We start from the raw sequence: 22,051 nt of genomic DNA, 5'->3' as shown, positions 1-22,051 counted from the left end.
CCCGGACGCCGGGATCACGCGTCCCGTGACCGCAGCGCGGCGTACCCGGCGAGCATCGCGGCCACCGCCCACGCGACAAGGAGGGCGAGGCCGACCGCCGGCGGATAAGGGTCGCTGCCGCCCCGCATGAAGTGGTATCCGGCCACCCCGGGCAGCCCGTCGACGATCCGGTTGACGAACTCGTTGTCGAGGACGCCGAGCGCCGTCGGCACCACCATGATGATCATGAACACCGTGGTCAGCGTGCCGACCGCGCTGCGCAGCGCCGTCCCGACGCCGAGGGTGAAGACGCTGATCAGGGCCAGGTACGTGGCCACCGCCAGCACGTCGCCGACGGTTTCCGCGACCGGGAACCGTCCCCACTCACCGAGTACCGGGTCGGCGACGGCGGACCCCAGCGCCCCGAGCAGCGCGCCCACCACGAAGGTGACCGCGGCGACCACGGCGGTCTTGGCCAGCAGCACCCGACCCCGGGACGGGGTCCACTGCAGGGTGGCCCGGATCGTGCCGGTCGCGTACTCGGCGGTGATCACCAGCATCGCCAGGGCGATCACCGTGAACTGCGCCAGGAGGACGGAGCTGATCGCGACGGCGCCGAGGGCGGTCACGCCCGGGTCGTCGGCGGGGTCGGTGTTGGTGTTCTCGTTGACCACGTAGATGGCCTCCTGCCCGGCCGCGGCCGCCATCAGCAGGGCGCTGGCCAGCAGGTTCCACCAGACCGAGCGCACGGACCAGAGCTTCGTCCACTCGCTGGCGACCGCGCCGCGCAGACCGCCGCTCAGACCGCCGGTGAGACCGCCGCGCTGGGCCGACCGGCGGGTGGTGGGCGGCACCGTCGTGCTCATCGTCATACCCGCGCTTTCGGTCCGGTGACTGCCGATGCCCCGTACTCGACGTCGTCGGCGGTCAGTTCCATGTACGCCTGTTCCAGTGACGCCTCGCGCACGCTCAACTCGTGCAGGCGTACGCCGACGTCGTGCGCCACGTTGCCGACCCGCTCGACGCCGGCGCCGGTGACGACGAGCGCCTCCTCGCTCTCGTACTCGACCGTGGCGCCGGCCGCGATCAGCCGGCGCCGCAGTTCGGCCAGGCCGGCCGCTTGCGGGCTGCGCACGCGCACCGCGGTCCGCGAGCTGCCCGCGATGACCTCGGCGATCGGGGCGTCGGCGATGAGCCGGCCCTTGCCGATCACCACGAGCTGGTCGGCGGTGAGCTGCATCTCGCTCATCAGGTGGCTGGACACGAAGACGGTCCGCCCCTCGGCGGCCAGGGACCGCATGAGCTCGCGGACCCAGCGCACCCCGTCGGGGTCGAGCCCGTTGACCGGCTCGTCGAACATCAGCACTCCCGGGTCGCCGAGCAGCGCCCCGGCGATGCCGAGGCGCTGGCCCATGCCGAGGGAGTAGGTGCCGGCCCGCTTGCCGGCGACCCTGGTCAGACCCACGGTGTCGAGTACCTCGTCCACCCGGTGGGCGGGAATGCCGTTGCTGCGGGCCATCGCCAGCAGGTGCCTACGTGCGCTCCGTCCCGGGTGCACCGCCTTGGCGTCGAGCAGCGCACCGACCTCGCGCAACGGATGACGCAGGGCCGCGTACCGTCGGCCGCCGACGAGCGCCTCGCCGGCGGTGGGCCGGTCCAGCCCGAGGATCATGCGCATCGTGGTGGACTTCCCGGCGCCGTTCGGGCCGAGGAATCCGGTGACCCGACCCGGCGCGAGCTCCAGGGTCAGGTTGTCGACCGCTGTCGCCACGCCGAAGCGTTTCGTCAGCCCACGTAATGTGATCATCAATTCTCCCGTGGATTTCCCGATGGTGCGTCGACGGTAGGAATCCACCCGGGTGCGGCACCGCCGCCGATCGGCACCGCTGCGCCCCTACGAAAGTGAGGGTTCCCGGCGGCGGTGGCCGCGATGGCCGTAGGGGCGATCCCTGGCTCACGGAGAGCCCGTCATCCGCCGGAAGACCGAGGGCCGACCGTCGCGTCAGCGACGCGCGTCGTACGGCGGGCGCGACCGCAGGACGATGGCGCGAGGGCGGCGACCACCTAGCGTCGTGAGCCGTGGAAGAAGATCTCGAGCGGACCGAGGTGCCCGGCACCGGCCGACCTGCCGGACCACGGTGGCGGCGCGCCCTGCTACGGGTTATCGCCGGCCTGGTGGCGGCGTTCGCGGTGCTCAGTGGCACCGGGTGGACCTACGAGACGTTGTCGAGGCGCGACGACGGCCGACAGCATCCGGCGCCGGGCCGGTTGGTCGACGTCGGGGGTCACCGGCTGCATCTGAACTGCACCGGAGTGGCCGGCGACGCGCCGACGGTGGTCTTCGAAGCGGGGCTCGGCGAGTCGTCCACGACATGGGCGACGGTGCAGGGAAGGTTGGCGGACACCGCCGGGGTGCGGGCGTGCAGCTACGACCGCGCCGGCTACGCGTGGAGTGAGCCGGGACCCGGCCGGCGGGACGCCGGGCGGCTGGCCGAGGAGCTGCACACGCTCCTGGACAGGGCTGGTGAACGGGTGCCCTTCATCCTGGTGGGCCACTCGGTCGGTGGTTTCGTGGTGCGCCTGTTCGCCGACCGCTGGCCCGCCGAGACCGCCGGCATGGTGCTGGTGGACGTCACCGACGAGCGCGCGGTCGGCGCGTTGAAGGCGAGCTCGCCGGTCATCCGTACGCAGATGACGGCCTTCCGGTTCGCCGCCCGGATCGGCGTCGTGCGCCTGTTCCCGGGCCTCGCCGTGCCCGCCGCGGCGCCTTCGCCGGTACGGGAGCACGCCGCGGTCGTCTACCGCAGCACCAGCATGGCCGCGGCCGCCGACGAGGCCGAGGCGTCTGTGGACAGCGCCCGCATGGTCGCATCGACGGTCCGCCCGCAGGCGTGGCGGGACTGGCCGGTGGTGGTGATCTCCGCGGCCGGGCAGCCGCGCGAGGTGCTGGAACGCCACGCCCGGCTGGCCGCGCTGTCCAGCGCAGGACAGCACGTGGTCGCGGCCACCGAGGATCACTACGTGCACTACGGCCAGCCCGAGCTGGTCGTCGACGTGGTGCGGAGAACGGTCGAGGCGAGTGGTTCGAACCGGCCGCGTTGACGGCCTAGGCTATTCGATGTAGCCTTATGGCTATGAAGGTTAGCCGTAGCTCGCGTCGGACCGGCCCCGGCGGCCGGGAACGCGATCATGCCTAGGGCCGGGCTGTCCACCGGGGCCGTCGTCGACGCGGCTCTCGACCTCGTCGACGACCGGGGCCTGGACGCCCTGACCCTGGCCGCGGTCGCCGAACGCACCGGAGTCGCCGCGCCCTCGCTGTACAAGCACGTCGGTGGCCTCGCTCAACTGCGGACGCTGATGGCCGTACGGATCATGGAAGAACTGACCGAACGCTTCACCGCCGCGTTGGTCGGCCGCGGCGGCGACGACGCGGTCGCCACCCTGATGCGCACCTACCGCCGCTACGCGATCGAACATCCGGCCCGCCACGCCGCGATCCCGCCGGATCCACTGCACGACCCCGCCCTGGCGAACGCCGGCGCCCGGCTGTTCGAGGTCTTCCTCGCGGTGCTGCGTGGCTACGGGCTCGACGGCGCGGCCGCCATCCACACCACCCGCTGCCTGCGGGCGATCGTCCACGGCTTCGCCTCGATCGAGGCGGCCGGCGGCTTCGGCCTGCCCGAGGACCTGGACACCACCCACGAGCAACTGATCCGCATGTTCATCGCAAGCCTGCCCCGCACCTGACCTCGACGATGGAGAACGACGTGTCCACACGCCCCGCCCGCACCCGGCTCGGCGCTTCCGCCCTCGCTGTCGCCGGCGTCCTGTTCGCCCTCTACCCGGCGACCCGACCATGGCACGACGAAGCCACGGTCGACGGCGCGACCCGGGCGATGAGCTCCGACTGGTGGGTCGCCTCGCACCTGTTCGCCATGATCGGCTTCATCCTGGTGACGCTGGGTCTGCTCGCCGTGCGCGACGCGGTCAGGCACACCCGGGCCGAGCGGCTCGCCTTCGCCGCCGTCGTGACCGGTTGGATCGGCGTGGGGCTGGTCCTGCCCTACTACGGCGCCGAGGACTTCGGCCTGCACGCCGTCGCCGGCAAGTACGCCGCCGGCCAGCCTCTCGATCTGCTCGACCTGGTCGACACGGTCCGGTACGCCCCGGCCGCGATCACGACGTTCGGGATCGGCCTGATCGCGCTCGCGGTGTCGGCGATCGTGACCGCCGTGGCGATCTGGCGCTCGGGGGTGCTGCCGCGCCTCAGCGGCATCCTCTTCGCGCTCGGCTTCGCCCTCTTCCTCCCGCAGTTCTACACGCCCGCGGCCGTCCGGGTCGCACACGGCCTGCTCATAGCGGTCGGATCGGTCTGGCTGGCGCTGGCTCTGTGGAGCGCGGGACGAACGTCGCCGGCCGGGAGCCGGTCGGGGGCCGCTTCCTGACGTTCCGGCGCCTCCTCGGCGAGGCCACGGAACGCTCCGCGGTCCGCCGGACGTCGCCGAACGGGCGGTTGCGGAACGGGGAGGCCCGCGTCGGGTCGCGGGCCTCCCCGTCAGCTCCGTCAGAAGCAGGTGCCGATGCCACCGATCGCGGGGTTCGCCCGGTCGTGGTAGTGGATCGTGCCGGCCGGGTCGGCCATGAAGCCGCCCCAGATGGTGCACTGGGAACGGTCGCTTCCGGTGCGACCCGACGGGTCCCTCGCCTTCGCCTGACCGTGGCCACCCGACCACGCCACCGGTGATCCTTGGCGGCCGGACGTCTTGTCCGGACCGGGCATGATTGCCCCTGTGAAGATCACCAGCGTCGGCCACTCCGGTGGCCAGGCGCCCTGCCGCTGCCGTAATCCGGCCCACTGCCATGCCGTGGGCCACTGCCACAGTGAGGTCGGCAAGCGGCGTCAGGGACACGTGGCAGGCTGCCGGGGGAGCAGGCGGCGGTTTCGCGAGGAGGATGCAGCGTGGCAGCGTACGACGTCATCGTCGTCGGGCTCGGCGGGATGGGCAGCAGTGCCGCCTACCACCTGGCGTCGCGCGGGCAGCGGGTGCTCGGCCTGGAGCGGTTCGGCCTGGCGCACAACCTGGGCTCCAGCCACGGCGGCTCGCGCATCATCCGGCAGGCGTACTTCGAGGACCCGGCCTACGTGCCGCTGCTGCTGCGAGCCTACGAGCTCTGGGAACGCCTGGAACGCGACACCGGGCAGGACGTCATCTCGCAGACCGGGGGCCTGTTCCTCGGCCCACCCGACAGCCGCACCTTCGCCGGAAGCCTGCGTGCCGCCCGGGAGTGGGACCTACCCCACGAGATCCTCGACGCCGCGGAACTCCGTCGCCGGTACCCCACCTTCGACCCGGGGCCCGAGGAGATCGCGCTCTTCGAGGCGAAGGCGGGCTTCGTCCGCCCCGAGGCGACCGTGGCCGCGCACGCCCGGCTCGCGGCCAGCCACGGCGCCGAGCTGCGGTACGACGAGCCGGTGTCGCGCTGGGAGGTGCTGCCCGGTGGCGGCGTACGGGTGGCGACCGCGGCCGGGCTCTACCACGCCGAGCGGCTCGTCATCTGCCCCGGCGCCTGGGCGCCGCAACTGCTGGCCGACCTCGGCGTGCCGATCACCATCGAACGGCAGGTCATGTTCTGGTTCCAGCCGCAGCACGGGGTGGCCGCCTTCGCGCCCGAACGGCATCCGATCTACATCCACGAGGACGCCGCCGGCAGCCAGGTCTACGGCTTCCCCGCCATCGACGGGCCGCAGGGCGGCGCCAAGGTGGCGTTCCTCCGGCGCGGGCAGGTCTGCACCCCGGAGACCGTCGACCGGCAGGTGAGCCCTGCCGAGGTCAGCGCCATCCAGGCCCACCTGGCCGGCGTGCTGCCCACCCTGCCCGGGCGCTACCTGAATGCGGCGACCTGCATGTACTCGCTGACCCCGGACCAGCACTTCGTCATCTCGGCGCACCCGCAGCATCCGGAGGTCGCCGTGGCGTGTGGGTTCTCCGGCCACGGCTTCAAGTTCGTGCCCGTCGTCGGGGAGATCCTCGCCGACCTGGCGATGTCCGGCTCGACCGAGCATCCCCTGGGCCTCTTCGACCCGCGGCGGTTCCCCGGCCCGGCGGACAACTCCGAGGACTAGGCCCTACCGCCTCGTCTGTTCTGCTCCGGCGATGCCCGCGCGGAGGCTCCCACGAACGGCGCGTGGGGCGGCCGGCGGGGAACCGGCCGCCCCACGCGGGCGGTGAGGCGTCAGAGGCCGTTGGTGAACACCAGCCGGTTCGGCGTACCGGCCAGGTCTCCCTGGACGACCCCGGTGGTGGCGCCGCCGACCAGCCAGTCGTGCAGGGCGGCCTGCGAGGTGTCGCCGTTCGCGCTCTTGTAGAGCGCGGCGATCCCCGCAACGTGCGGGGTGGCCATCGAGGTGCCGTTGAAGACGGCGGTGGTGTTGTTCGGCTGGGTCGACAGGATCGCCGAGCCGGGGGCGTAGAGGTCGACGCAGGCGCCGGTGGAGGAGTAGCTGGCGCGGGCGTCGGTGCTGGTCGTGGCGGCGACGGCCACCGCGGCGGTCACCGCCCGGGGCAGCCGGTCGCAGGAGTCCGCGCCGGTGTTGCCCGCCGAGGTGGCCAGGAACACCCCGGAGTTGATCATCCCGGTGATCGCGGTGGCCATCGTGTCGGAGTACGTCCAGTTCCAGGACGTGTTGGCCACCGCCGGCTTGGCCGCGTTGGCGGTCACCCAGTCGATCGCGGCGATGGTGGCCGAGGTCTTGCCGGACCCCTGGCAGTTCAGCATCTTCACGGCGTGCAGGCGGACGCCCTTGGCCACCCCGTACGTCCGGGAGCCGATCGTGCCGGCGACGTGGGTGCCGTGCCCGTCGCAGTCGGTGTTGCGCCGGTCGACGGCGTTGTAGTCGAAGCTTGCCCGCCCCTCGAAGTCCGGGTGGGTGACGTCGATGCCGGTGTCGATGACGTAGGCGTGCACGCCGGCGCCGGTCGCGGTGGTGGTGTAGCTCGCGGACAGCGGCAGCGTCCGCTGGTCGACGCGGTCCACACCCCAGGACGGCGGGTTCGCCTGGGTGCCCTCCGTGACGTCGTCGAGCCAGGCGTCCTGCTCCACGCCGAGCACCGCGGGATCGCGTCGCAGCGCCTGCACCTGGCCGGCGGTCAGTTCGGCGGCGAATCCGTTGACCGCCCGCTCGTAGACGAAGTGCGGCGTGACCGCCAGGGCACGGGCGAGGCCGCGCGGGTCGGCCTCCGGCCGCAGCCGCACGATGTACTCGCCCGCGACCGGCCGGACGCCGGGCGCGGCGGACGCCGCGCTGAGCGGTGCGAGCCGCTCCGCCGCGGGTGCCGCCGCGGCCGGTACGGCGACCAGGGCGCTGCCCGCGGCCACCAGCGAGGCCATCAGGACCCGTGATCTCATGTTGCCTCCCAGACTCGCCCGGCGTCATCAGGGTTGGGGCGATGACGTCCGTGGTGAGCAGGCAGGCTAAGTGGACAGATGTTGAGACGTCAATGGCCTGCCCCGGATTGGTCGTCCCGAGGCGGGCGTTTCGGTGTCAACCGGTTCCGACCGACTACCCGATCGACGTTCGGCGACGAGGCACTAGCCTGGCCACGTCGGATGATCGGCGTCGCGAATCCCTGGAGAGGAAGCTCATGGCCGAGACGGAGAACGAGGCTCCTGGCTGGACCGCGATCGAGGCGGCGGTGGCCACCAGGGTGGCTGACGAGGACCCGCTGCACTGGGGGACCAACAACCTCCCGGGACACGGCCTCTACGGCCTGGGCGCGTACCGTTCCGCCGACCACTGGTTGCTGGTGACGTTCGGGATGACGGAGCTGTTCGCCAAGAGCAGCGACGATCCGGACGTCAGCGGCTGGGGATACGAGCTGACGATGCGGGTCCCCATGGACGACGAGCAGCCGCCCGCCTGGTCCCTGCGCCTGCTCGAACGACTGGTCGGTTACGTGTTCACCAGCGGCAAGTCGTTCGCCGAGGGCCACCGCATGGACCCGGGCGGCCCGATCACCGGTGAGGCGACCAGCCGGCTCCGCGCGGTGGCCTTCGCCGCCGACCCCGAACTGCCGCCCATCGACTCCCCGTACGGCTCGGCGCGGTTCCTGACCGTCGTCGGGATCACCACCGACGAGTTGGAGCGCATGAAGGCCACGACGGCGGCCGCGGTGCTCAGCGAGCTCGCGGAGCGCTCGCCCGCGCTCGTGACCGACCCGGCGCGCTGACCGGGTCGCGCCCCGCACGCCTGGCGGGAGCCAGTCACCTACGTCTACCTGGTCGGCAGCTCGACCTGCGGCTGGGAGAACGGCTCGCCCGAACCGCGCCGGTGACGCGGTTCGGGCGAGCCGGGTCCCTACCTCCTGCTCACGACCTGCGCAGGTGCGACTCGATGGCCTCGATGACGCGTGGCCGCAGTTCGGCCGCGCGGATGACGGCGTCGACGGAGCCGACCTCGACGGCGCGCTGGATGTTGTGCACGCGGTCGAACTCCGCGGCCACCTCGCCGAGCTTCTCCGCCCGCACCGACGAGCGGAGCTCGTCGAGTTCCGCGGTCAACGCGGCGCGGTCCGTGCCGGAGGCGGCCGCGGCGCGGGCCTCCAGGTCGCGTACGCGCGGGTCGGCCGCGGTGCGGCGGTCGACGTCGCCGGAGAACACCACCGCGGCGGCGGGAGCGCCGCCGAGCACCGACGCGAACGAGCCCTCCAGCGCCAGCACGGTCATGTTGGGGTTCAGCGCCTTCGAGAACACCACGAACGCCCCGCCGTGGTACCGCGAGATCACGCAGAACACGATGGGCCCGCGGAAGTTCACGATGGCGCGGCCGATCTCGGCGCCGTACTCCAGTTGGAGCTTGCGCATCGACTCGGGCGAGCCGTCGAAGCCCGACAGGTTCGCCAGCACCACCAGCGGCCGGTTGCCGCTGGCCGCGTTGATCGCCCGGGCAGCCTTCTTCGACGACTGCGGGAACAGCGTGCCCGCGGTGTAGGTGTCCGGGCCGTCGGTGGGCGGGAAGCCGCGCCGCGGCACCGCCCGGGACTCGATGCCGAGCAGGCACGTCGGGATGCCACCGAGATGCACGTCCTGCACCACCGCGGTGTCCGCGTCGGCCATGCCCGCCCAGCGTTCCAGCACGGGATGGTCCTGGTCGGAGAGCGCCCGCATCACGGCCCGGATGTCGAACGGCTTCTTGCGGTCCGGGTTGGCCGCGGCGGAGAAGATCTCGCCGACGGTGGTGAAGTCGCTGCCGGCCACGGTGTGCGGGAAGGCGGAGACGTCGCGGTCGACGGGGTCGGTGGTGCCCGCCCGCCGCGGGGCGTCCTCGCCGGGCGCGACGTACGTGTGGTCGTAGTGCGCCATCAGCACGTCCCGCGCGGCGGTCAGGTTCGGCGCCCAGTACTGCGCCTGCCCGTTCGGGCCCATCACCCGGTCGTAGCCGCCGATGCCGAAGTTGTCCTCCGCGGAGACGCCACCGGAGAAGTCGAGCGACTGCTTGCCCGTGAGCACCATCGCCGAGTCCGGCGTCATCACCAGGATGCCCTTGGTGTGCATGAGCATCGTCGCCTCGGCGTTCCAGTACGGCTGCGCGCCGACGTTGATGCCCGCGACCACGATGTTGATCTCGCCGCCGTCCTGGGTGAACTCGACGATGCGCTTGAGCGCCGCGGCCACCCAGTCCATGTTCTCCGTGCCCGACGTCATGGAGATCCGGGCGCCGGCGGACAGCGCGTACCACTCCAGCGGCACCCGCATCCGCTCGGCCAGGTCCAGCGCGGCGATCACCCGGCGGCACTCCGGCTCCGACAGGGCACCGAGCGCCTTCGTGGGGTCGCCGAGCAGCACGACCCGGGTGACGCCCTGCGGGTGCCGCGAGGTCGGCGTGGTGACCACGCCGGCGACGATCGCCGCGCTGTTGCGCCCCCTGGGCCGGTCGACCGGCACCAGCGCGTGGTCGTCGTCGAGGTCGTGCTCGACGAAGTCGCCGAGCAGGCCGGTCAGCTCGTACGGGTACACCGTGTTGCGGCTGCTTGCGCGCAGCACCTTCAGCCGGTAGTCGTCCAGCGGCTCGACCGGCTCGACCGGAGGCTCGCCGACGGTCAGGTGGGCGCCGCCGGTGGCGTCGAAGGAGATCCGCAGGGCGATCTTGGTCAGCTCGCCCGTCTCGCGGTCGCGCTGCCGCGCGATGAACAGGATCTCCTCCAGGCCGGCGCCCGCGGTCGTCGGGCGCACGCGCCCGGCGATCATCTCCATCTCCTCGCGGGTGAGGTCGCTCGGCGGCCAGACGTAGATCACGATCCGGTTGGTGTTGAAGCGCGTCTTCGACGCCCGCCGCGACTGCGTACGGCGGATCGAGTCCAGGCAGGCGGCCACGGTGTCCTCGGCCGTCGGCAGCGCGACCAGCCGCCCGTCGTGCTCGCGCAGCGCGGTCAGGTCGCGCACCTGCGCGAACGCGACCAGGCGCTCGTCGGACGGGTTCTCCCGCGCCACGCACTGGAAGAGGTAGACCTCCTCGTCCAAAGATGGCAGCCGGGTCAGGTCGAACTTGCGCAGCCGCTCCAGCTGCATCCGCTGCGCGATGTACGGGTGCAGGCCGCGGATCAGCCGTTCCTCGACCATCCCGGCGCCCGACGGGCGGAACGTGAAGTGGTGGTGCATCACGGCGCCGGCGCGGCCCGCCACGGTCGTGGTCAGCCTGCGGACCCGGTGCGGCAGCGGGTGCGCGTTGACGACCTCCAGCAGCGCGACCACCATCGCGTCGAAGTCCTCCGGCTGGTTCTCCCACCCGAGGTAGATGTCGGCGTCGATGGCGTCCCCGCCGCCGCCGAGCTCGGCGAGCCCGCGCAGCGCGCCGTCCAGCGCGTCGAAGCTCACCGCGGCGGAGACCACGGTCGAGTCCGCGCGCTCGGCGACCACGAACGTGCAGCCCGCCATCTCGCGGGTGCGGACGCTGGTCAGCCCCTTGTTGCCGTAGTACCGCCGGGTCAGGACCTCCAGCATGACCGCGTTGTCGAGGTGGTCGCGCACGAGCCGCTGGCCGAGCAGCCGTACCAGCGGCTCGGTGCTGCGCACCATCTCCGCGACCCGCTCGGCGCGGTCCGGCGAGTCCGGGTGCGCGTCCAGGTGCCGCAGGTGCCTGCGGACCTGGGCGTAGACGCGGGCGCGGTTGCGGCGCAGCAGCGGCTGGGCGAACCAGGCGAACACCACGCCGCGCGCGAGGTCGGCGACCACCGGGAAGCGGACCTGCGTGGCGGCCACCAGCCGCTCCAGCGCGAGGCCGGCGGGCTCGTGCAGCGTGTCGTCCGGCGGGGGCTCCCGCAGCCACGCGCGCAGCAGCGTCGCGACCACCGTGGCGTCGGCGGACGCGCGCTGCAGCGCGAGGAAGATCCGGAACACGGCGGCTTCGAGTTCGGGGGAGCGCTCCAGGTCGGTGACCCCGTAGTGCCCGAGCGCCTTGACGAGCTTGGCCTGGAACGCGCTCGGCAGCCCGGCCCGCTCGACGTCGAGGCTCTGCAGGTAGGTGTGCAGGTACTCGCGGGCGCTGTGCACGTGGCCGTCGCCGCCGTCCTCGCCCGTGGGCCGGTTGCGGCTCAGCTCGGCGAGGTCGGCGAACACGTTGACGAGTTCGAGTTCCTCGGCCAGCGGCCGGCGGCCGTCCGCGCTGGCCGCGCGCCGCGCGGCGAAGTACTCGTCGAGCACCCGGCGGTCGTCGTGCGGGTCGACGTCGAAACCGAGCAGCAGGCTGCGCAGGTCCTCCTGACCGCGTCGGGTGCGCTCGAGCACCGGGATCTCCTCGGGCGCGGCGGGCAGGTCCAGCTCGACGGACCCGACGGCCGCGCTGTCCGCGGCCTCCGTGGCCTCGTCGGCGACCGGCTCCAGCCGCACCAGCGGCGCGCCGGCCTCCACCTGGCTGCCCACGGAGACGACGCATTCCTTCAGGCGCGCCTTGAACGGTGCCCGCAGCACCGTCTCCATCTTCATGGCCTCCAGCACCAGCACCGGCGCGCCCGCCTCGACCTCGGCGCCGACCTCGAGAGGCGTGGCGACGACCAGCGCGGGCATGGGCGAGCGGACGACACCGCCCTCGTCGCGGCTGATCCGGTGCGTCACACCGTCGACCTCGACCAGGTGGATCGGTCCGTGCGTGTCGGTGAGCAGGCGGTACCGGACGCCGTTGACGACGATCTGCCCGGTGTGCCGGTCGAAGCGGTCCAGTTCGACGTCGGCGGTGCGGACGACCTCGCCCGCTTCGATGCCCACGCGGAACCGGTGCGCGCCGACCCGCGCCACGCGCATGCGGTAGCCCACGCCGCGCAGCTTCAGGTCCAGCGGTCCGCCGCTGGAGTGCTGCACCTGCGGGCGACCGCCGGACGCCGTCGACAGCAGCCGCTGCCGCTCGGCGCGCTCCTCCTCCTCGTACGCCTCGACGGCCGCGGCCGCGAGCGCGACGGCGGAGTGCCGGTGCGCGACCAGCCGGCCCTCGCCGCGGACCCGGTCGATCCAGCCGGTGTCCGCGCTGGCGTCGATCACCTCGGGCTGGTCGAGCAGGTCCAGCACGAAGCTCTTGTTCGTCGCGCCGCCCTCGATGACCACCGTCGTGTTCGCCATCGCCCGGCGCAACCTGCCCAGCGCCTCGTCGCGGTCGCGACCGTAGGCGATGACCTTCGCGATCATCGAGTCGAAGTCGGCGGGGATGGTGTCACCCTCGCTGACGCCGGTGTCCACCCGGATGCCCGGCCCGGCGGGAAAGTCCAGCCGCGCGATACGGCCCGGGGAGGGCGCGAAGTCGCGGTCGGGGTCCTCGGCGTTCAGCCGGGCCTCGATGGCGTGCCCGCGCTCCACCGGCGGCGCGCCTTCGAGCCGTCCTCCCGACGCCACGTGCAGCTGCGCCTTGACCAGGTCGAACCCGGTGGTCAACTCGGTGATCGGGTGCTCGACCTGCAGGCGGGTGTTGACCTCCAGGAACGCGAACAGCCGGTCGCCGGGGTGGTAGAGGAACTCGACGGTCGCCGCGCCCCGGTAACCGACCGCGACGGCGAGCCGCTCCGCCGACGCCTTGAGCTCGGCGGCCTGCGCCGGGCTGAGCACCGGCGACGCCGACTCCTCGATGACCTTCTGGTTGCGCCGCTGCACCGAGCAGTCACGGACGCCGAGCGCCCACGCGGTCCCCTGGCCGTCGGCGATCACCTGGACCTCGACGTGCCGGGCGCCGGTGACCAGGCGCTCCAGGAACACGATGCCGCTGCCGAACGCGCGCGCGGCCTCCTGGCTGGTGCGCTCGTACGCGTCGGCGAGCTCGGCGGAGTTCGTGACGACGCGGATGCCGCGCCCGCCGCCGCCCGCGGTCGCCTTCAGCATCAGCGGGTAGCCGATCTCGGCCGCCGCCGCCAGGGCGGCGTCCAGGGTCTCGACCGCGCCGCGGCTCCACGGCGCGACCGGCACGCCGACCTCCTCGGCGATCAGCTTCGCGCCGATCTTGTCGCCGAGCTTGCGCATGGCCTCCGCGCTCGGCCCGACGAAGGTGACGCCGACCTGCTCGCACAACTCCGCGAACGCCGGGTCCTCGGCGACGAAGCCCCAGCCCACCCACGCGGCGTCGGCGCCGGTCTCCACCAGCGCGCGCTCCAGCGTCTTCAGATCGAGGTACGGGCGCGCGGACGCGGGACCGAGGTCGTAGGCGATGTCGGCCTCGCGCACGAACGTGGCGTTCCGGTCGACGTCGGTGTACAGGGCGACCGTCTCGATCCGGGTTCCGGTCTCCGCGGCCAGCTCTCTGACGGCGTGGATGAGCCGCATCGCGGCCTCACCACGGTTGACGATGGCGACACGGCTGAACACCCGACCCAACCCCTCCGGTAGACCCATGACGTACGCACCGGGGGACGACGGCGACCCTCGGTACGGATCACCCTTCCGCGCTCCGGCTGGCGGCGCTATGTCGTAACCACCGAACCCAGGCGGGAGCATTTGTAGGAACCGAACAAAACTTTTTGGCAGCCCCCGCCGGGCGGCGCCGAGCACCTTCGCGCACGGCAGCGCGACGTCGTGCCCGGCGCCCGGGGAGGAGGGCGGCACCGCCCGGCCGAACGTGCGGTGCTTGATGATCGGATAGCCGGGGGTGTACTCGATGTCGTTGTCGGTCCCGAACCCGAAGTAGTTGTTCTCCCGCTTCGCCGACGCGTACACCCAGCGCCGCTGGTCGCGGGTGAATGGCCGCTCCTCGTTGTTGCCGGCCACGATGTACTGGCGCAGCTCTGGCCCGATGGACTCGAGCAGGTACCGGGCGCGGCCGAGGACGGGGAAGTTGCGCAACAGCGCGTGGTCGCGCTGGAGCAGGTCGCGTGCGGCGAGGGCCGCGGCGGCGGCGAGGGCGGCGGGTACGGCTCTACGGGCCCAGCTCATGCCGCCACTCTTTCCGGGACCGCCGTCGCCCAGACGGTCCGGCGCGACGAGGGACGGTCAACCTGCCCGCGGCCTGCTCGTGTCGCACGTCACGCGGGCGCTCGTGTCACAAGGGCCGGGTCGCCGTCGTCCCGTGTTCGACAGCATCATCCGAAACAGGAGGCCAAGATGAGGATCGTGGTAATCGGCGCCGGCTACGCGGGCACGTTCGCGGCGAACCGGCTGGCCAGGAAGCTGAAGTCTGCCGAGATCACGGTGGTCAACCCGCGACCCGACTTCGTGGAGCGCGTCCGACTGCACCAGCAGCTCGCCGGGACCGCCACCGCCGCGGCGCCCCTCGCGTCGATGCTGCGGGACGGGATCACGTCGCACGTCGGCACCGTCGACAAGATCGGCAACGGCAGCGTCGTCCTCGACCACGGCGAGAGCGTCGACTTCGACTACGCCTTCCTCGCCGTGGGCAGCACCGCCCGGCCGATGCGGGGAACGGTCCCGGTGGGCACGTGGGAGGGCGCGGAACAGGCCCGGGTGGCGCTTGCCGCGCTTCCCGCGGGCGGCACGGTCACGGTCGTCGGGGGCGGTCCGACGGGCATCGAGACGGCGGCGGAGGTGGCCGGCGTGCGGCCGGACGTCCGGGTACGGCTCGTCGGGTCGCCGGTCGCCGGGTGCTTCTCCGACGGCGCGCGGCGGCGGGCCCGCGCCGGACTGGAGCGGCTGCGGGTCGACATCGTGGACGACGACGTCACGGAGGTGGCCGCGGGCGCGGGGCGGTTCGACGGCACCGTGCACCTCCGGTCCGGAACGGCGTTCGCCTCCGATCTGACCCTGTGGGCGATCGTGGCCGGCGTCCCCGACCTCGCCGCCCGCAGCGGCCTCGCGGTCGACCCGGAGGGTCGCGCGATCGTCGACGAGTGCCTGCGCAGCGTCACCGACGAACGGATCTTCGCGGTGGGCGACTGCGCGGCGGTGCCGGGAGCCCGTTTCGCGTGTCAGTCCGCCGAGCCGCAGGCCGCGCACGCGGCCGACACCCTGGTCCGCCTGGTCGAGGGTCGCGAGCCCGAGCCGTACTCGCTGCGTTACCTCGCGGTCTGCGTCAGCGTCGGACGCAGGGACGCGGTGGTCCAGTTCGCCCGCCGCGACGACACCCTCCGGCGGGCCTACCTCGGTGGGCGTACCGCGGCCGTGCTCAAGGAGGTGGCCTGCCGCGGTGCGAGGTTCGGCGCCCGCACCGGCACCGGTGTCTGAGCCCCCACAGGCTGGATCGCACCCGATCCGGCTGGGACCGCGTCGGCCCGGGCGGCGCTTCCGTCAGCCCCACCAGGCGGCTCGGCTTGGTCTTCCCGCCAGGCGTCGGGGCCGGGCCCGGCGTGGTTCCCCGCGCGGACTCCGGCCCTCGACCGCCCGGTCTCCCGCGGCTTCCCCTTCCGCCCCACGGATGGGTTGGGATCACACCGTGTCATCGACCACGTGCAGGTCACATGGACGTGTCGTCCCTTTGCTCTGCACCCGTGGACGCAACGGTTACCGTCCGTCGTCGCCGCCCGGGCGCCTGCCGCCGCGGCTCGACGCCGAAGGCCCAGGACGGCGCGGTGCTGCGGTGGGGGGTGCAGAGCAAAGGGGGCGGGAGAGCGTGCGGGTGCCAGCAGCTCCGGCGACGGTGCGTAGTGGTGGTGAAAGGCATCCGTGAAGGTGACGCAAGGTAGCGGCGGTGGAAGCGGATCCATGCCGGGGCGCGCCCGCCCGGCAAGGCGTTCGACCCGGCGCCGCTGCCGGCCCGACGACGAGGGGGCGGCCCCGCCCGAGAAATCGAGTTCGGTCGGCTGACTGTTCCGGAGAGGATGGCGCGGTGATCTGGGGGAGACGGAGCCGTCGGGTTCAGCCGCCGCCGGTGGTGGGCCAGGACGGGCCAGTCGGGGCGGTGCGGGCCGCGGTCGACCATGCCGCGGTGGGCCGGTGGGACACCCTGAACCACCTGGTCGAGGTTCTCCTCGACGTGGACGCCGCCGGTGACGAGGCGGCGGCGCGGTCGGCGCTGGCGGTGGTGGCCGCCACGCGGTCGTCGTGGGGGAGCTTGCTCCGCTGCTGCGGGATCTGGCCCTGGCCCGGCCCGGTGGTGGACGGTCTTCGGCGCCGACGACGCCGGCGCCGTCCGGGCCGCCGCCGGCCGGGCCGGAGCGCGGCTGGACGGCGACGAGGTACACGACCCGGTCGGTGGTGGCTTCCGCCTCCGTACCGGCGTCGCGGCGACCGCCCCCGGTCCCGGCCGGCTCTGCTGGTACGAGTACATGACGTCGGACCCGGTTGCGGCAGACCGGTTCCACGGCGAGGCCCTGGGCCTGCGGGCCACCGTGCCGCCCGGCGCCCCCGACGACTCGTACGCTCTGCTGGCCTCGGACGGCCCACCCGTCGCCGGCCGCCTCGCGACGCCCCCGCCGCTGGACACCCTGCTGCCCACCGGCTGGATGGTGTACTTCGCCGTACCCGACCCGGACGACGTGGCCGAGCGGGCCCGCCGGCTGGGCGGGCGGCTGCTGGTGCCACCGCGCGACGTGGTGACCGGTCGGGTCTGCGCGCTCGCCGACCCGGCGGGCGCGGTCTTCACCGTTATCCGACCCGCCGGGACGGGCGGGTAGGAGCCCGCTTTCAGGCGCCGCGTTGCCGGGAGCAGACCATGGCCAGCCCGCTGGCCTGACGGCCGGGCGGCGAGGCGGCACCCGGCACAGCCGCTGCAGCAGCCAGGCCGGGTCCGGATTGACCACCGCCTCCCCGCGCACGATCACCGTCGGGACCGTCTCGTTCCCACCGGCGACGGCTCACGCCCGCGAACCGCCAGCTCCGCAGCACGCGCCGAATGCTACCGCCGGCGTCGATCGCCCCCGCCGGCCCGGATCTTGCCCAGCGCCCCCCCATGATCGAGCTTGTCAAATATTTCCACGCCGCTATATCGTGCCGGTGAAGCGCCGGACCCCGGCGGAGGGTGGTCGGAATGGCAGCCGCAGCGGTACCGGTGGCACATCGGGCGGTCGACGGACGTCGGTTCGTACTCGACGGCTCGCTCGACCTCACCGCGCCGTTCACGTCCGTGGCCGACGTGACGATCGACGGCCGGCTGCACGAGTTCACGGCCGGCGTGAGCGGGCTGGCCGACGACGTCGCCCGGGCGCTCGGCGTCGACCGGTTCGACGAGGAGCTCACCTACCAGGGCGGCTCGCTGCTGACCGCGCGTACCCGGCCCTACGACCCGCAGATCCGGCTGACCGAGGACCGGCTGGTGGCGGTCTGGCGGGGGCGGCGGTACTGCTTCTTGACCGAGCTGTACGGCGCGGCGACCGTCGACCTCCTCGGGGTGCTGCGGAAACTGCGCGTCGAGGAGTACGACGACGGCCTGACCCTGCACCCCGCCGGCAGGGGCGGCGCCGAGTTCGCGGCGCCGGCGACCGTGCTCAAGGAGGTGCCCGGCCTCGGCCTGCTGGAGATGGCGCCGCTGACCCGGCAGCGGGCCGCGCAGCTGCCGTCGTGGCGGGGGCTGCGGACGCAGGCGGGCGAGCTCTTCCGGGACACGCTCTCCGACGGGAAGCCGTACTTCGTCCTGGCCACGGAGGACACCTGGCTCAGTCTGGTGCCGCTGTCCGACACCGATCTGGAGCAGGTGCCCACCCTGGTGAACCGGCTCCGCGTCTCCAGCGCCGGGTAGGTCGGGGTGTCCGCCCTGGTGGCCAGCGTGGCGACGTACACCGTGCTGTTCACCCTGCTCGTCGCCGTCGCCGAACACCTGTCCCGGCCGGCGGCGCTCGCGCGGGCGTTGGCCGCGCACCGGGTGCTGCCCGCGCCGGTCCCGGTCGCCGCCGTGGTGATCGCGGTCGAGGGGCTGCTCGCCGGCGTCGGGCTGGTGGCGGCGTTCGGCGACGGCGGCCGGGTTCTCGTCGCGGTGCTGGTCGGCAGCTTCGCGCTGTTCGGCCTGTACGCCGGCTACGGCCGGCACGTGACGTCGACCGGGCGCACCGGATCGTGCGGGTGCTCCCGGATCGAGCTGCCGATGACCGGCTGGGTGGTGGCGCGGGCGGTGATCCTCGCCGGCCTGGCCCTGCTCGCGGTGATCCTGTCCGGCTCGGTCGTGCCGCTGCTGGACCGGGCCGACGCCGCCCACGCCGTCGTGCTGCTGGCCGCGGCCACCTTCACCGCGCTGCTGTGGCACCTGCCCGCCGCGATGTACGTCCCGCCCGGCGCGGCCGAGCCGGCCGTGGCCGGCCGGCGGAACCGAAGCATGACGGAGAGAGGCGGCGTAGCCGGATGAGCTTCCAGACCAGCGCGCTGATCCTGAGTTGGATCGCGATCCTCCTGCTGGCGCTCGTGGTGTCGGGCCTGGTGCGCCAGGTGCACGCGCTGTCGAGCGGGGCCGTCCAGCGCCGCCCCGAGTCGGTCGGCCTGCGGCCGGGATCACCCGCCCCCGGACTGGCCCGGTTGGTGCCGGCGCCCTCGGCGGTCCCGCTGGTCCTGCTCTTCCTCGACCGGGAGTGCGGGACCTGCGCCGAGGTGCTGGCCGAGGCGGCCGGCCAGGTGGACCCCGCCCGGCTGGAGTTCCGGGTCCTCTACCGGGACGACCCGCCGGCCCACGCGGCGGGACTGCCGGTCACCGTGCTCGGCGGGCAGGGGGAGCTGTTCGAGCGCTACGACGTCCTCGTCACCCCGTTCGCCACCGTGGTCGACCGCGCCGGACGGGTGCTCCGCGCCGAGCCGCTCGGGTCCCGCGCGGCCCTGCGCCGCCTGCTCGACGGGCTCGACCGCCCATCCGGCGGCCCCGGACCGGCCGTCGCCACGAATCACCACGGAGGTCAGGTATGACCGCTCTCGACGCCGTGCCCTCGTTGCGCGGAGCCGACCCGGGGACCGGGGCCGCCGTCCGGCGCCTGCCGGCGGGCGCCGGTGGTCGCGGCCGGACGGGCTGGGCGCTGTCCCGGCGCACCCTGCTGCAGGCGGGCACCGCGGTGGGGATGGCCGTCCTCAGCGTCTTCCCGGCGGCCCGCCGGGCGTACGCCGACGGCTACACGATCTACGGCAGCTGCCCCACCTACGCCAGCGACCACAACTGCTCACCGGGGTGCGGCCCGAGCACGATCTTCGCCGACGCCTGCAACACCAGCGGCACGTACACCGGATTCCACAAGGACGACGGCGTCACCTGGATCCTGCGGCCCAACCAGTGCTACGCCGGGACGTACGACGGCTGGCTGTGGCGCTACACGGGGGCGTGCGGCGCCTGCGCCTGCTCGGTCGAGCGCCGCTGCCACGACGGGTACCGCAAGACCAGCTCGGGCTGGGTGAACTCGATCTGCCGGTGGAACACCCAGTGCGGATGCCTGACCACGGTCAGCTGGCCCACCACCCGGCGGGGCGAGTCCGGGGCGAACGTCTACACCGTGCAGCACCTGCTGACCGCCCGGGGCCATGCGACCGCGATCGACGGGATCTTCGGCAGCGACACGGAGACGAAGGTGAAGAGCTTCCAGACGGCGGCCGGCCTCGCCGCCACCGGCGTCGTGGACACGACCACCTGGCCGGCGCTCGTGATCGCGGCCCGGTCCGGGAGCACGGGTGACGTCGTCCGGGGCGTGCAGCGCCAACTCAACAAGTACGCCTACAAGCTGACGGTGGACGGGATCTTCGGTCCGGCGACCGAGAGCGCGGCCGCGGACTTTCAACGCCAGAACGGGCTGACGGCCGACGGCATCGTCGGGCGGGACACCTGGCGGACCATGACCGGCGGCGCGGTATGACCCGGACGCCGGCCCCGCCCGCCCGGGCGGCCCGCCGCCGGATCACCGATCCGCTCGTGCCGTTGCTGCTGCTCACCGCCGGAGCGCTGGTCGCCGCCGGGTACGGCAGCGCGCTCACCTGGGCGATGATCGGTGGGCTCGCCGGGTACAGCCTCTCCGGCTCGGTTTGAACGCGCAACAGCGCGTACGCGCTGGCCTCGCCCGGGTGGCGAGATCGGGATCGGCAGGGGATCGTCCTCGCCCTGTTCTCCGCGGGGCTGATCGCCGGTGGCCTGTTCACCGCGTTGCTGCTGGGGCTGCTCTCCGGCCTGTCCGCGCCCCTGCCCGCCCCGTGGCGGTACGCGGCCGTCGTGGCGGTGGCGGTGCTGGGGCTGCTCCGCGAGGTGGGCCTGGTACCGATCCGGCTGCCGCAGAACGCCCGGCAGATCCCGCAGGACGTGCTGCAGCGCAACGTGCGGCGTGGGGCGCTGCAGTTCGGCCTGGAGTTGGGCACGGGACTGCGCACGTACGTCTCGGCGAGCGCGCCGTACGTGCTGGCCGCCGCGCTCCTGCTCGGCGGTCAGCGCCTGCACGTCCCGCTGCTCGCGGGCCTCGGCTTCGGCCTCGGGCGCGCGCTCACCCCGCTGGCCCGCCGCGCCGCCGGCGACGGTGACCGCTGGGACGAAGACCTGCGGGTACGCCTGCGGACGATCACCGTGGCCGCGTGCGCCGTGCTCGTGGTCGCCTTCGGCCTGCTGGCGGTGCGGCAGTTCTGACTCCACCGAACCGGCGGGCGGGGGAGCGCGTCCCCCGCCCGCCCGGGCTCAGCGACCGGCCGGCGTGAGCCGGAGGGTGACCACCTGGAACGGGGCCAGCGCGAGGTCGACGGTACGGCCGTCGATCGAGATCGGGGCCAGCGCGGCAATCTCGGCGTTCTGCCGTTCGAGCAGGTCACAGACCTCGACCCGGGCCACGTCGAAGGAGACGGTCAGGCGGGTGCGGGCGCGCCCGCCAGCGCGACGCCGTACCCGGGCTCGCCGACGTGCAGCCAGCGGTGGGCGCAGATCTCGAACCGGGCCGCGTCCCAGGAGGTGTTGGTGTGGGTGGGCCGCCGGACGTGACCGAACTGGATCTCGAACGAGTCGGGCAGCCAGACCTCCCGGGGCTCGACGCCGAACTCGGCGGCGAAGAACCGCTTGCCCTGGGTGAACTGGCGCACCATCGCCTCGCCGCCCGGCATGTTGGTGTCGGACTCCACCCACATCCCGCCGACCGGCACGAACTGTCCGCTCGCCACCTTCTCCGCGACCCGGCGGTACACCTGCGGGTGGTGCTGGCGATGTGGGCGTGGCCGACGGCGAAGACCCGGTGGGCGCTGGGCACGGCGGGGGCGGCGAGTACGCCGGCCAGCCGGGACCGCGCGGCGCGGGCGCCGCCGGAGACGTCGGCGACGTCGAGTTCGTCGAGCATCAGCTCGAGGGCACGGCGGATCTGGTGCCGCCGCGGGTCCGCCTCGGCCAGCTCGCGGGCCAGCCCGTGCAGCACCCGTACGTCCAGGACGAGTCCGTGCACCTCCTCGTCCAGCACCGCGAGCTCCGCCCGGTCGAGCCGATAGAGCGGCACGTCGGGCGCCGTCTCCCGGTCCCCGAACGGCGAGACCGCGCCCGTGAACCGGGGGTTGGCGGCGGCCTCGACGTACACCTCGACGCGCTCGCCCCCGGCCGCGCGCCGGGCGATCGGCACGTAGGCCGTCCGCGGCTCGATTCCCTTGATCGGCGTGCCGTCCGCGGTGTACGCCAGCCGTTCAGAGAATCTCGGTGATTCTCTTCCTGCTTCGTAGGTCCGTGCCCTGGCGTGCCGGGGTCTTACAGGTCCTCCACAGGCGTTTGGTGTCTCCGGGGAACTGCCCGGCGACATGA

Annotated in this window: 21 protein-coding genes and 1 pseudogene; 14 read left to right on the top strand and 8 right to left on the bottom strand. The window is 73.3% G+C overall.

From position 1 onward, the window contains the following. Positions 1 to 14: 14 nt before the first annotated feature. Both ACGFIZ_RS13515 and ACGFIZ_RS13510 read right to left on the bottom strand, forming a co-directional pair. Entirely contained in the window at positions 15 to 845 is an 831-nt protein-coding gene (locus ACGFIZ_RS13515; RefSeq protein WP_393418988.1) for an ABC transporter permease, read from the bottom strand. 2 nt (positions 846 to 847) lie between these two features. After that, positions 848 to 1,786, bottom strand: a complete 939-nt coding sequence (locus ACGFIZ_RS13510) for an ABC transporter ATP-binding protein (RefSeq protein ID WP_393418986.1) — start codon at positions 1,784 to 1,786, stop codon at positions 848 to 850. Between the two features lie 272 nt (positions 1,787 to 2,058). Here ACGFIZ_RS13510 and ACGFIZ_RS13505 point away from each other — a divergent pair, with 272 nt between their 5' ends. The 3 genes from ACGFIZ_RS13505 to ACGFIZ_RS13495 all read left to right on the top strand — a co-directional run bounded on the left by ACGFIZ_RS13505 (position 2,059) and on the right by ACGFIZ_RS13495 (position 4,424). Further along, positions 2,059 to 3,081: an alpha/beta fold hydrolase gene (locus ACGFIZ_RS13505; RefSeq protein ID WP_393418984.1), complete on the top strand. Its 1,023-nt coding sequence runs from the start codon at positions 2,059 to 2,061 to the stop codon at positions 3,079 to 3,081. An 87-nt stretch (positions 3,082 to 3,168) separates the two neighbouring features. Then, positions 3,169 to 3,726, top strand: a complete 558-nt coding sequence (locus tag ACGFIZ_RS13500; RefSeq protein ID WP_393418982.1) for a TetR/AcrR family transcriptional regulator — start codon at positions 3,169 to 3,171, stop codon at positions 3,724 to 3,726. Between the two features lie 20 nt (positions 3,727 to 3,746). Next, positions 3,747 to 4,424, top strand: coding sequence for a hypothetical protein (locus tag ACGFIZ_RS13495; RefSeq protein WP_393418980.1), 678 nt, complete (start codon positions 3,747 to 3,749; stop codon positions 4,422 to 4,424). A 119-nt stretch (positions 4,425 to 4,543) separates the two neighbouring features. On the opposite strand, the gene ACGFIZ_RS13490 is transcribed toward ACGFIZ_RS13495, so the two are convergent. Further along, entirely contained in the window at positions 4,544 to 4,717 is a 174-nt protein-coding gene (locus tag ACGFIZ_RS13490; RefSeq protein ID WP_393418978.1) for a hypothetical protein, read from the bottom strand. 222 nt (positions 4,718 to 4,939) lie between these two features. Between ACGFIZ_RS13490 and solA the strand changes: the two genes are divergently transcribed. After that, positions 4,940 to 6,103 (top strand): N-methyl-L-tryptophan oxidase, encoded by a 1,164-nt coding sequence (gene solA, locus ACGFIZ_RS13485; protein ID WP_393418976.1) that lies wholly within the window; start codon positions 4,940 to 4,942, stop codon positions 6,101 to 6,103. A gap of 110 nt (positions 6,104 to 6,213) precedes the next feature. Here the strand turns inward: solA and ACGFIZ_RS13480 are convergent, their stop codons facing one another. Continuing rightward, entirely contained in the window at positions 6,214 to 7,386 is a 1,173-nt protein-coding gene (locus ACGFIZ_RS13480) for a S8 family peptidase (protein WP_393418974.1), read from the bottom strand. 236 nt (positions 7,387 to 7,622) lie between these two features. Here ACGFIZ_RS13480 and ACGFIZ_RS13475 point away from each other — a divergent pair, with 236 nt between their 5' ends. After that, positions 7,623 to 8,207 carry a suppressor of fused domain protein gene (locus tag ACGFIZ_RS13475; RefSeq protein WP_393418972.1) on the top strand — a complete coding sequence of 195 codons (585 nt, stop codon included), beginning with the start codon at positions 7,623 to 7,625 and terminating at the stop codon, positions 8,205 to 8,207. A 139-nt stretch (positions 8,208 to 8,346) separates the two neighbouring features. Here the strand turns inward: ACGFIZ_RS13475 and ACGFIZ_RS13470 are convergent, their stop codons facing one another. Then, complete coding sequence (locus tag ACGFIZ_RS13470; RefSeq protein WP_393419039.1) at positions 8,347 to 13,815, bottom strand: carboxyl transferase domain-containing protein; 5,469 nt, start codon at positions 13,813 to 13,815, stop codon at positions 8,347 to 8,349. A gap of 732 nt (positions 13,816 to 14,547) precedes the next feature. Here ACGFIZ_RS13470 and ACGFIZ_RS13465 point away from each other — a divergent pair. From ACGFIZ_RS13465 to ACGFIZ_RS13430, 8 genes are all read left to right on the top strand, one after another. After that, a complete protein-coding gene (locus ACGFIZ_RS13465) occupies positions 14,548 to 15,624 on the top strand; it encodes an NAD(P)/FAD-dependent oxidoreductase (protein WP_393418970.1) in 1,077 nt (358 codons plus the stop codon). Between the two features lie 761 nt (positions 15,625 to 16,385). Next, positions 16,386 to 17,012, top strand: a complete 627-nt coding sequence (locus tag ACGFIZ_RS13460; RefSeq protein WP_393418968.1) for a VOC family protein — start codon at positions 16,386 to 16,388, stop codon at positions 17,010 to 17,012. A gap of 353 nt (positions 17,013 to 17,365) precedes the next feature. Beyond that, complete coding sequence (locus ACGFIZ_RS13455) at positions 17,366 to 18,073, top strand: hypothetical protein (protein ID WP_393418966.1); 708 nt, start codon at positions 17,366 to 17,368, stop codon at positions 18,071 to 18,073. Positions 18,074 to 18,079: 6 nt separating this feature from the next. After that, positions 18,080 to 18,673, top strand: coding sequence for a MauE/DoxX family redox-associated membrane protein (locus ACGFIZ_RS13450; protein WP_393418964.1), 594 nt, complete (start codon positions 18,080 to 18,082; stop codon positions 18,671 to 18,673). After that, complete coding sequence (locus ACGFIZ_RS13445) at positions 18,670 to 19,221, top strand: hypothetical protein (protein ID WP_393418960.1); 552 nt, start codon at positions 18,670 to 18,672, stop codon at positions 19,219 to 19,221. Before ACGFIZ_RS13450 ends, ACGFIZ_RS13445 begins: the two co-directional genes overlap by 4 nt. Beyond that, a complete protein-coding gene (locus ACGFIZ_RS13440; protein ID WP_393418958.1) occupies positions 19,218 to 20,153 on the top strand; it encodes a peptidoglycan-binding protein in 936 nt (311 codons plus the stop codon). Before ACGFIZ_RS13445 ends, ACGFIZ_RS13440 begins: the two co-directional genes overlap by 4 nt. Further along, complete coding sequence (locus ACGFIZ_RS13435; RefSeq protein ID WP_393418956.1) at positions 20,150 to 20,323, top strand: hypothetical protein; 174 nt, start codon at positions 20,150 to 20,152, stop codon at positions 20,321 to 20,323. The genes ACGFIZ_RS13440 and ACGFIZ_RS13435 overlap by 4 nt, the downstream gene beginning before the upstream one ends. A 114-nt stretch (positions 20,324 to 20,437) precedes the next feature. Next, complete coding sequence (locus ACGFIZ_RS13430) at positions 20,438 to 20,908, top strand: hypothetical protein (protein WP_393418954.1); 471 nt, start codon at positions 20,438 to 20,440, stop codon at positions 20,906 to 20,908. Positions 20,909 to 20,956: 48 nt separating this feature from the next. Here ACGFIZ_RS13430 and ACGFIZ_RS13425 read toward each other — a convergent pair whose 3' ends face one another. The 3 genes and pseudogenes from ACGFIZ_RS13425 to ACGFIZ_RS13415 all read right to left on the bottom strand — a co-directional run. Next, positions 20,957 to 21,106, bottom strand: coding sequence for a hypothetical protein (locus tag ACGFIZ_RS13425; protein ID WP_393418952.1), 150 nt, complete (start codon positions 21,104 to 21,106; stop codon positions 20,957 to 20,959). Positions 21,107 to 21,120: 14 nt separating this feature from the next. Beyond that, positions 21,121 to 21,264 (bottom strand): glycoside hydrolase family 38 C-terminal domain-containing protein, encoded by a 144-nt coding sequence (locus ACGFIZ_RS13420; RefSeq protein ID WP_393419037.1) that lies wholly within the window; start codon positions 21,262 to 21,264, stop codon positions 21,121 to 21,123. 15 nt (positions 21,265 to 21,279) lie between these two features. Continuing rightward, positions 21,280 to 21,459: pseudogene (locus ACGFIZ_RS13415) on the bottom strand (hypothetical protein); the annotation flags it as partial. Between the two features lie 20 nt (positions 21,460 to 21,479). Between ACGFIZ_RS13415 and ACGFIZ_RS13410 the strand changes: the two are divergent. Continuing rightward, positions 21,480 to 21,953, top strand: coding sequence for a hypothetical protein (locus tag ACGFIZ_RS13410; RefSeq protein WP_393418950.1), 474 nt, complete (start codon positions 21,480 to 21,482; stop codon positions 21,951 to 21,953). The last annotated feature ends 98 nt before the right edge of the window (positions 21,954 to 22,051 follow it).

This window comes from Micromonospora sp. NPDC048830, assembly GCF_043198215.1.
Taxonomy (GTDB): domain Bacteria; phylum Actinomycetota; class Actinomycetes; order Mycobacteriales; family Micromonosporaceae; genus Micromonospora.
Note: the sequence above shows the minus strand (reverse complement) of the source record. Positions and strands in the feature narration are given on the sequence as shown.

Bases quoted from the DNA above. Each gene is read 5' to 3' on its own strand.
- ACGFIZ_RS13515 (WP_393418988.1), bottom strand. From the start codon at position 845: ATGAGCACGACGGTGCCGCCCACCACCCGCCGGTCGGCCCAGCGCGGC.
- ACGFIZ_RS13510 (WP_393418986.1), bottom strand. From the start codon at position 1,786: ATGATCACATTACGTGGGCTGACGAAACGCTTCGGCGTGGCGACAGCG.
- ACGFIZ_RS13500 (WP_393418982.1), top strand. From the start codon at position 3,169: ATGCCTAGGGCCGGGCTGTCCACCGGGGCCGTCGTCGACGCGGCTCTC.
- ACGFIZ_RS13480 (WP_393418974.1), bottom strand. From the start codon at position 7,386: ATGAGATCACGGGTCCTGATGGCCTCGCTGGTGGCCGCGGGCAGCGCC.
- ACGFIZ_RS13475 (WP_393418972.1), top strand. From the start codon at position 7,623: ATGGCCGAGACGGAGAACGAGGCTCCTGGCTGGACCGCGATCGAGGCG.
- ACGFIZ_RS13465 (WP_393418970.1), top strand. From the start codon at position 14,548: ATGAGGATCGTGGTAATCGGCGCCGGCTACGCGGGCACGTTCGCGGCG.
- ACGFIZ_RS13455 (WP_393418966.1), top strand. From the start codon at position 17,366: ATGGCAGCCGCAGCGGTACCGGTGGCACATCGGGCGGTCGACGGACGT.
- ACGFIZ_RS13445 (WP_393418960.1), top strand. From the start codon at position 18,670: ATGAGCTTCCAGACCAGCGCGCTGATCCTGAGTTGGATCGCGATCCTC.
- ACGFIZ_RS13440 (WP_393418958.1), top strand. From the start codon at position 19,218: ATGACCGCTCTCGACGCCGTGCCCTCGTTGCGCGGAGCCGACCCGGGG.
- ACGFIZ_RS13435 (WP_393418956.1), top strand. From the start codon at position 20,150: ATGACCCGGACGCCGGCCCCGCCCGCCCGGGCGGCCCGCCGCCGGATC.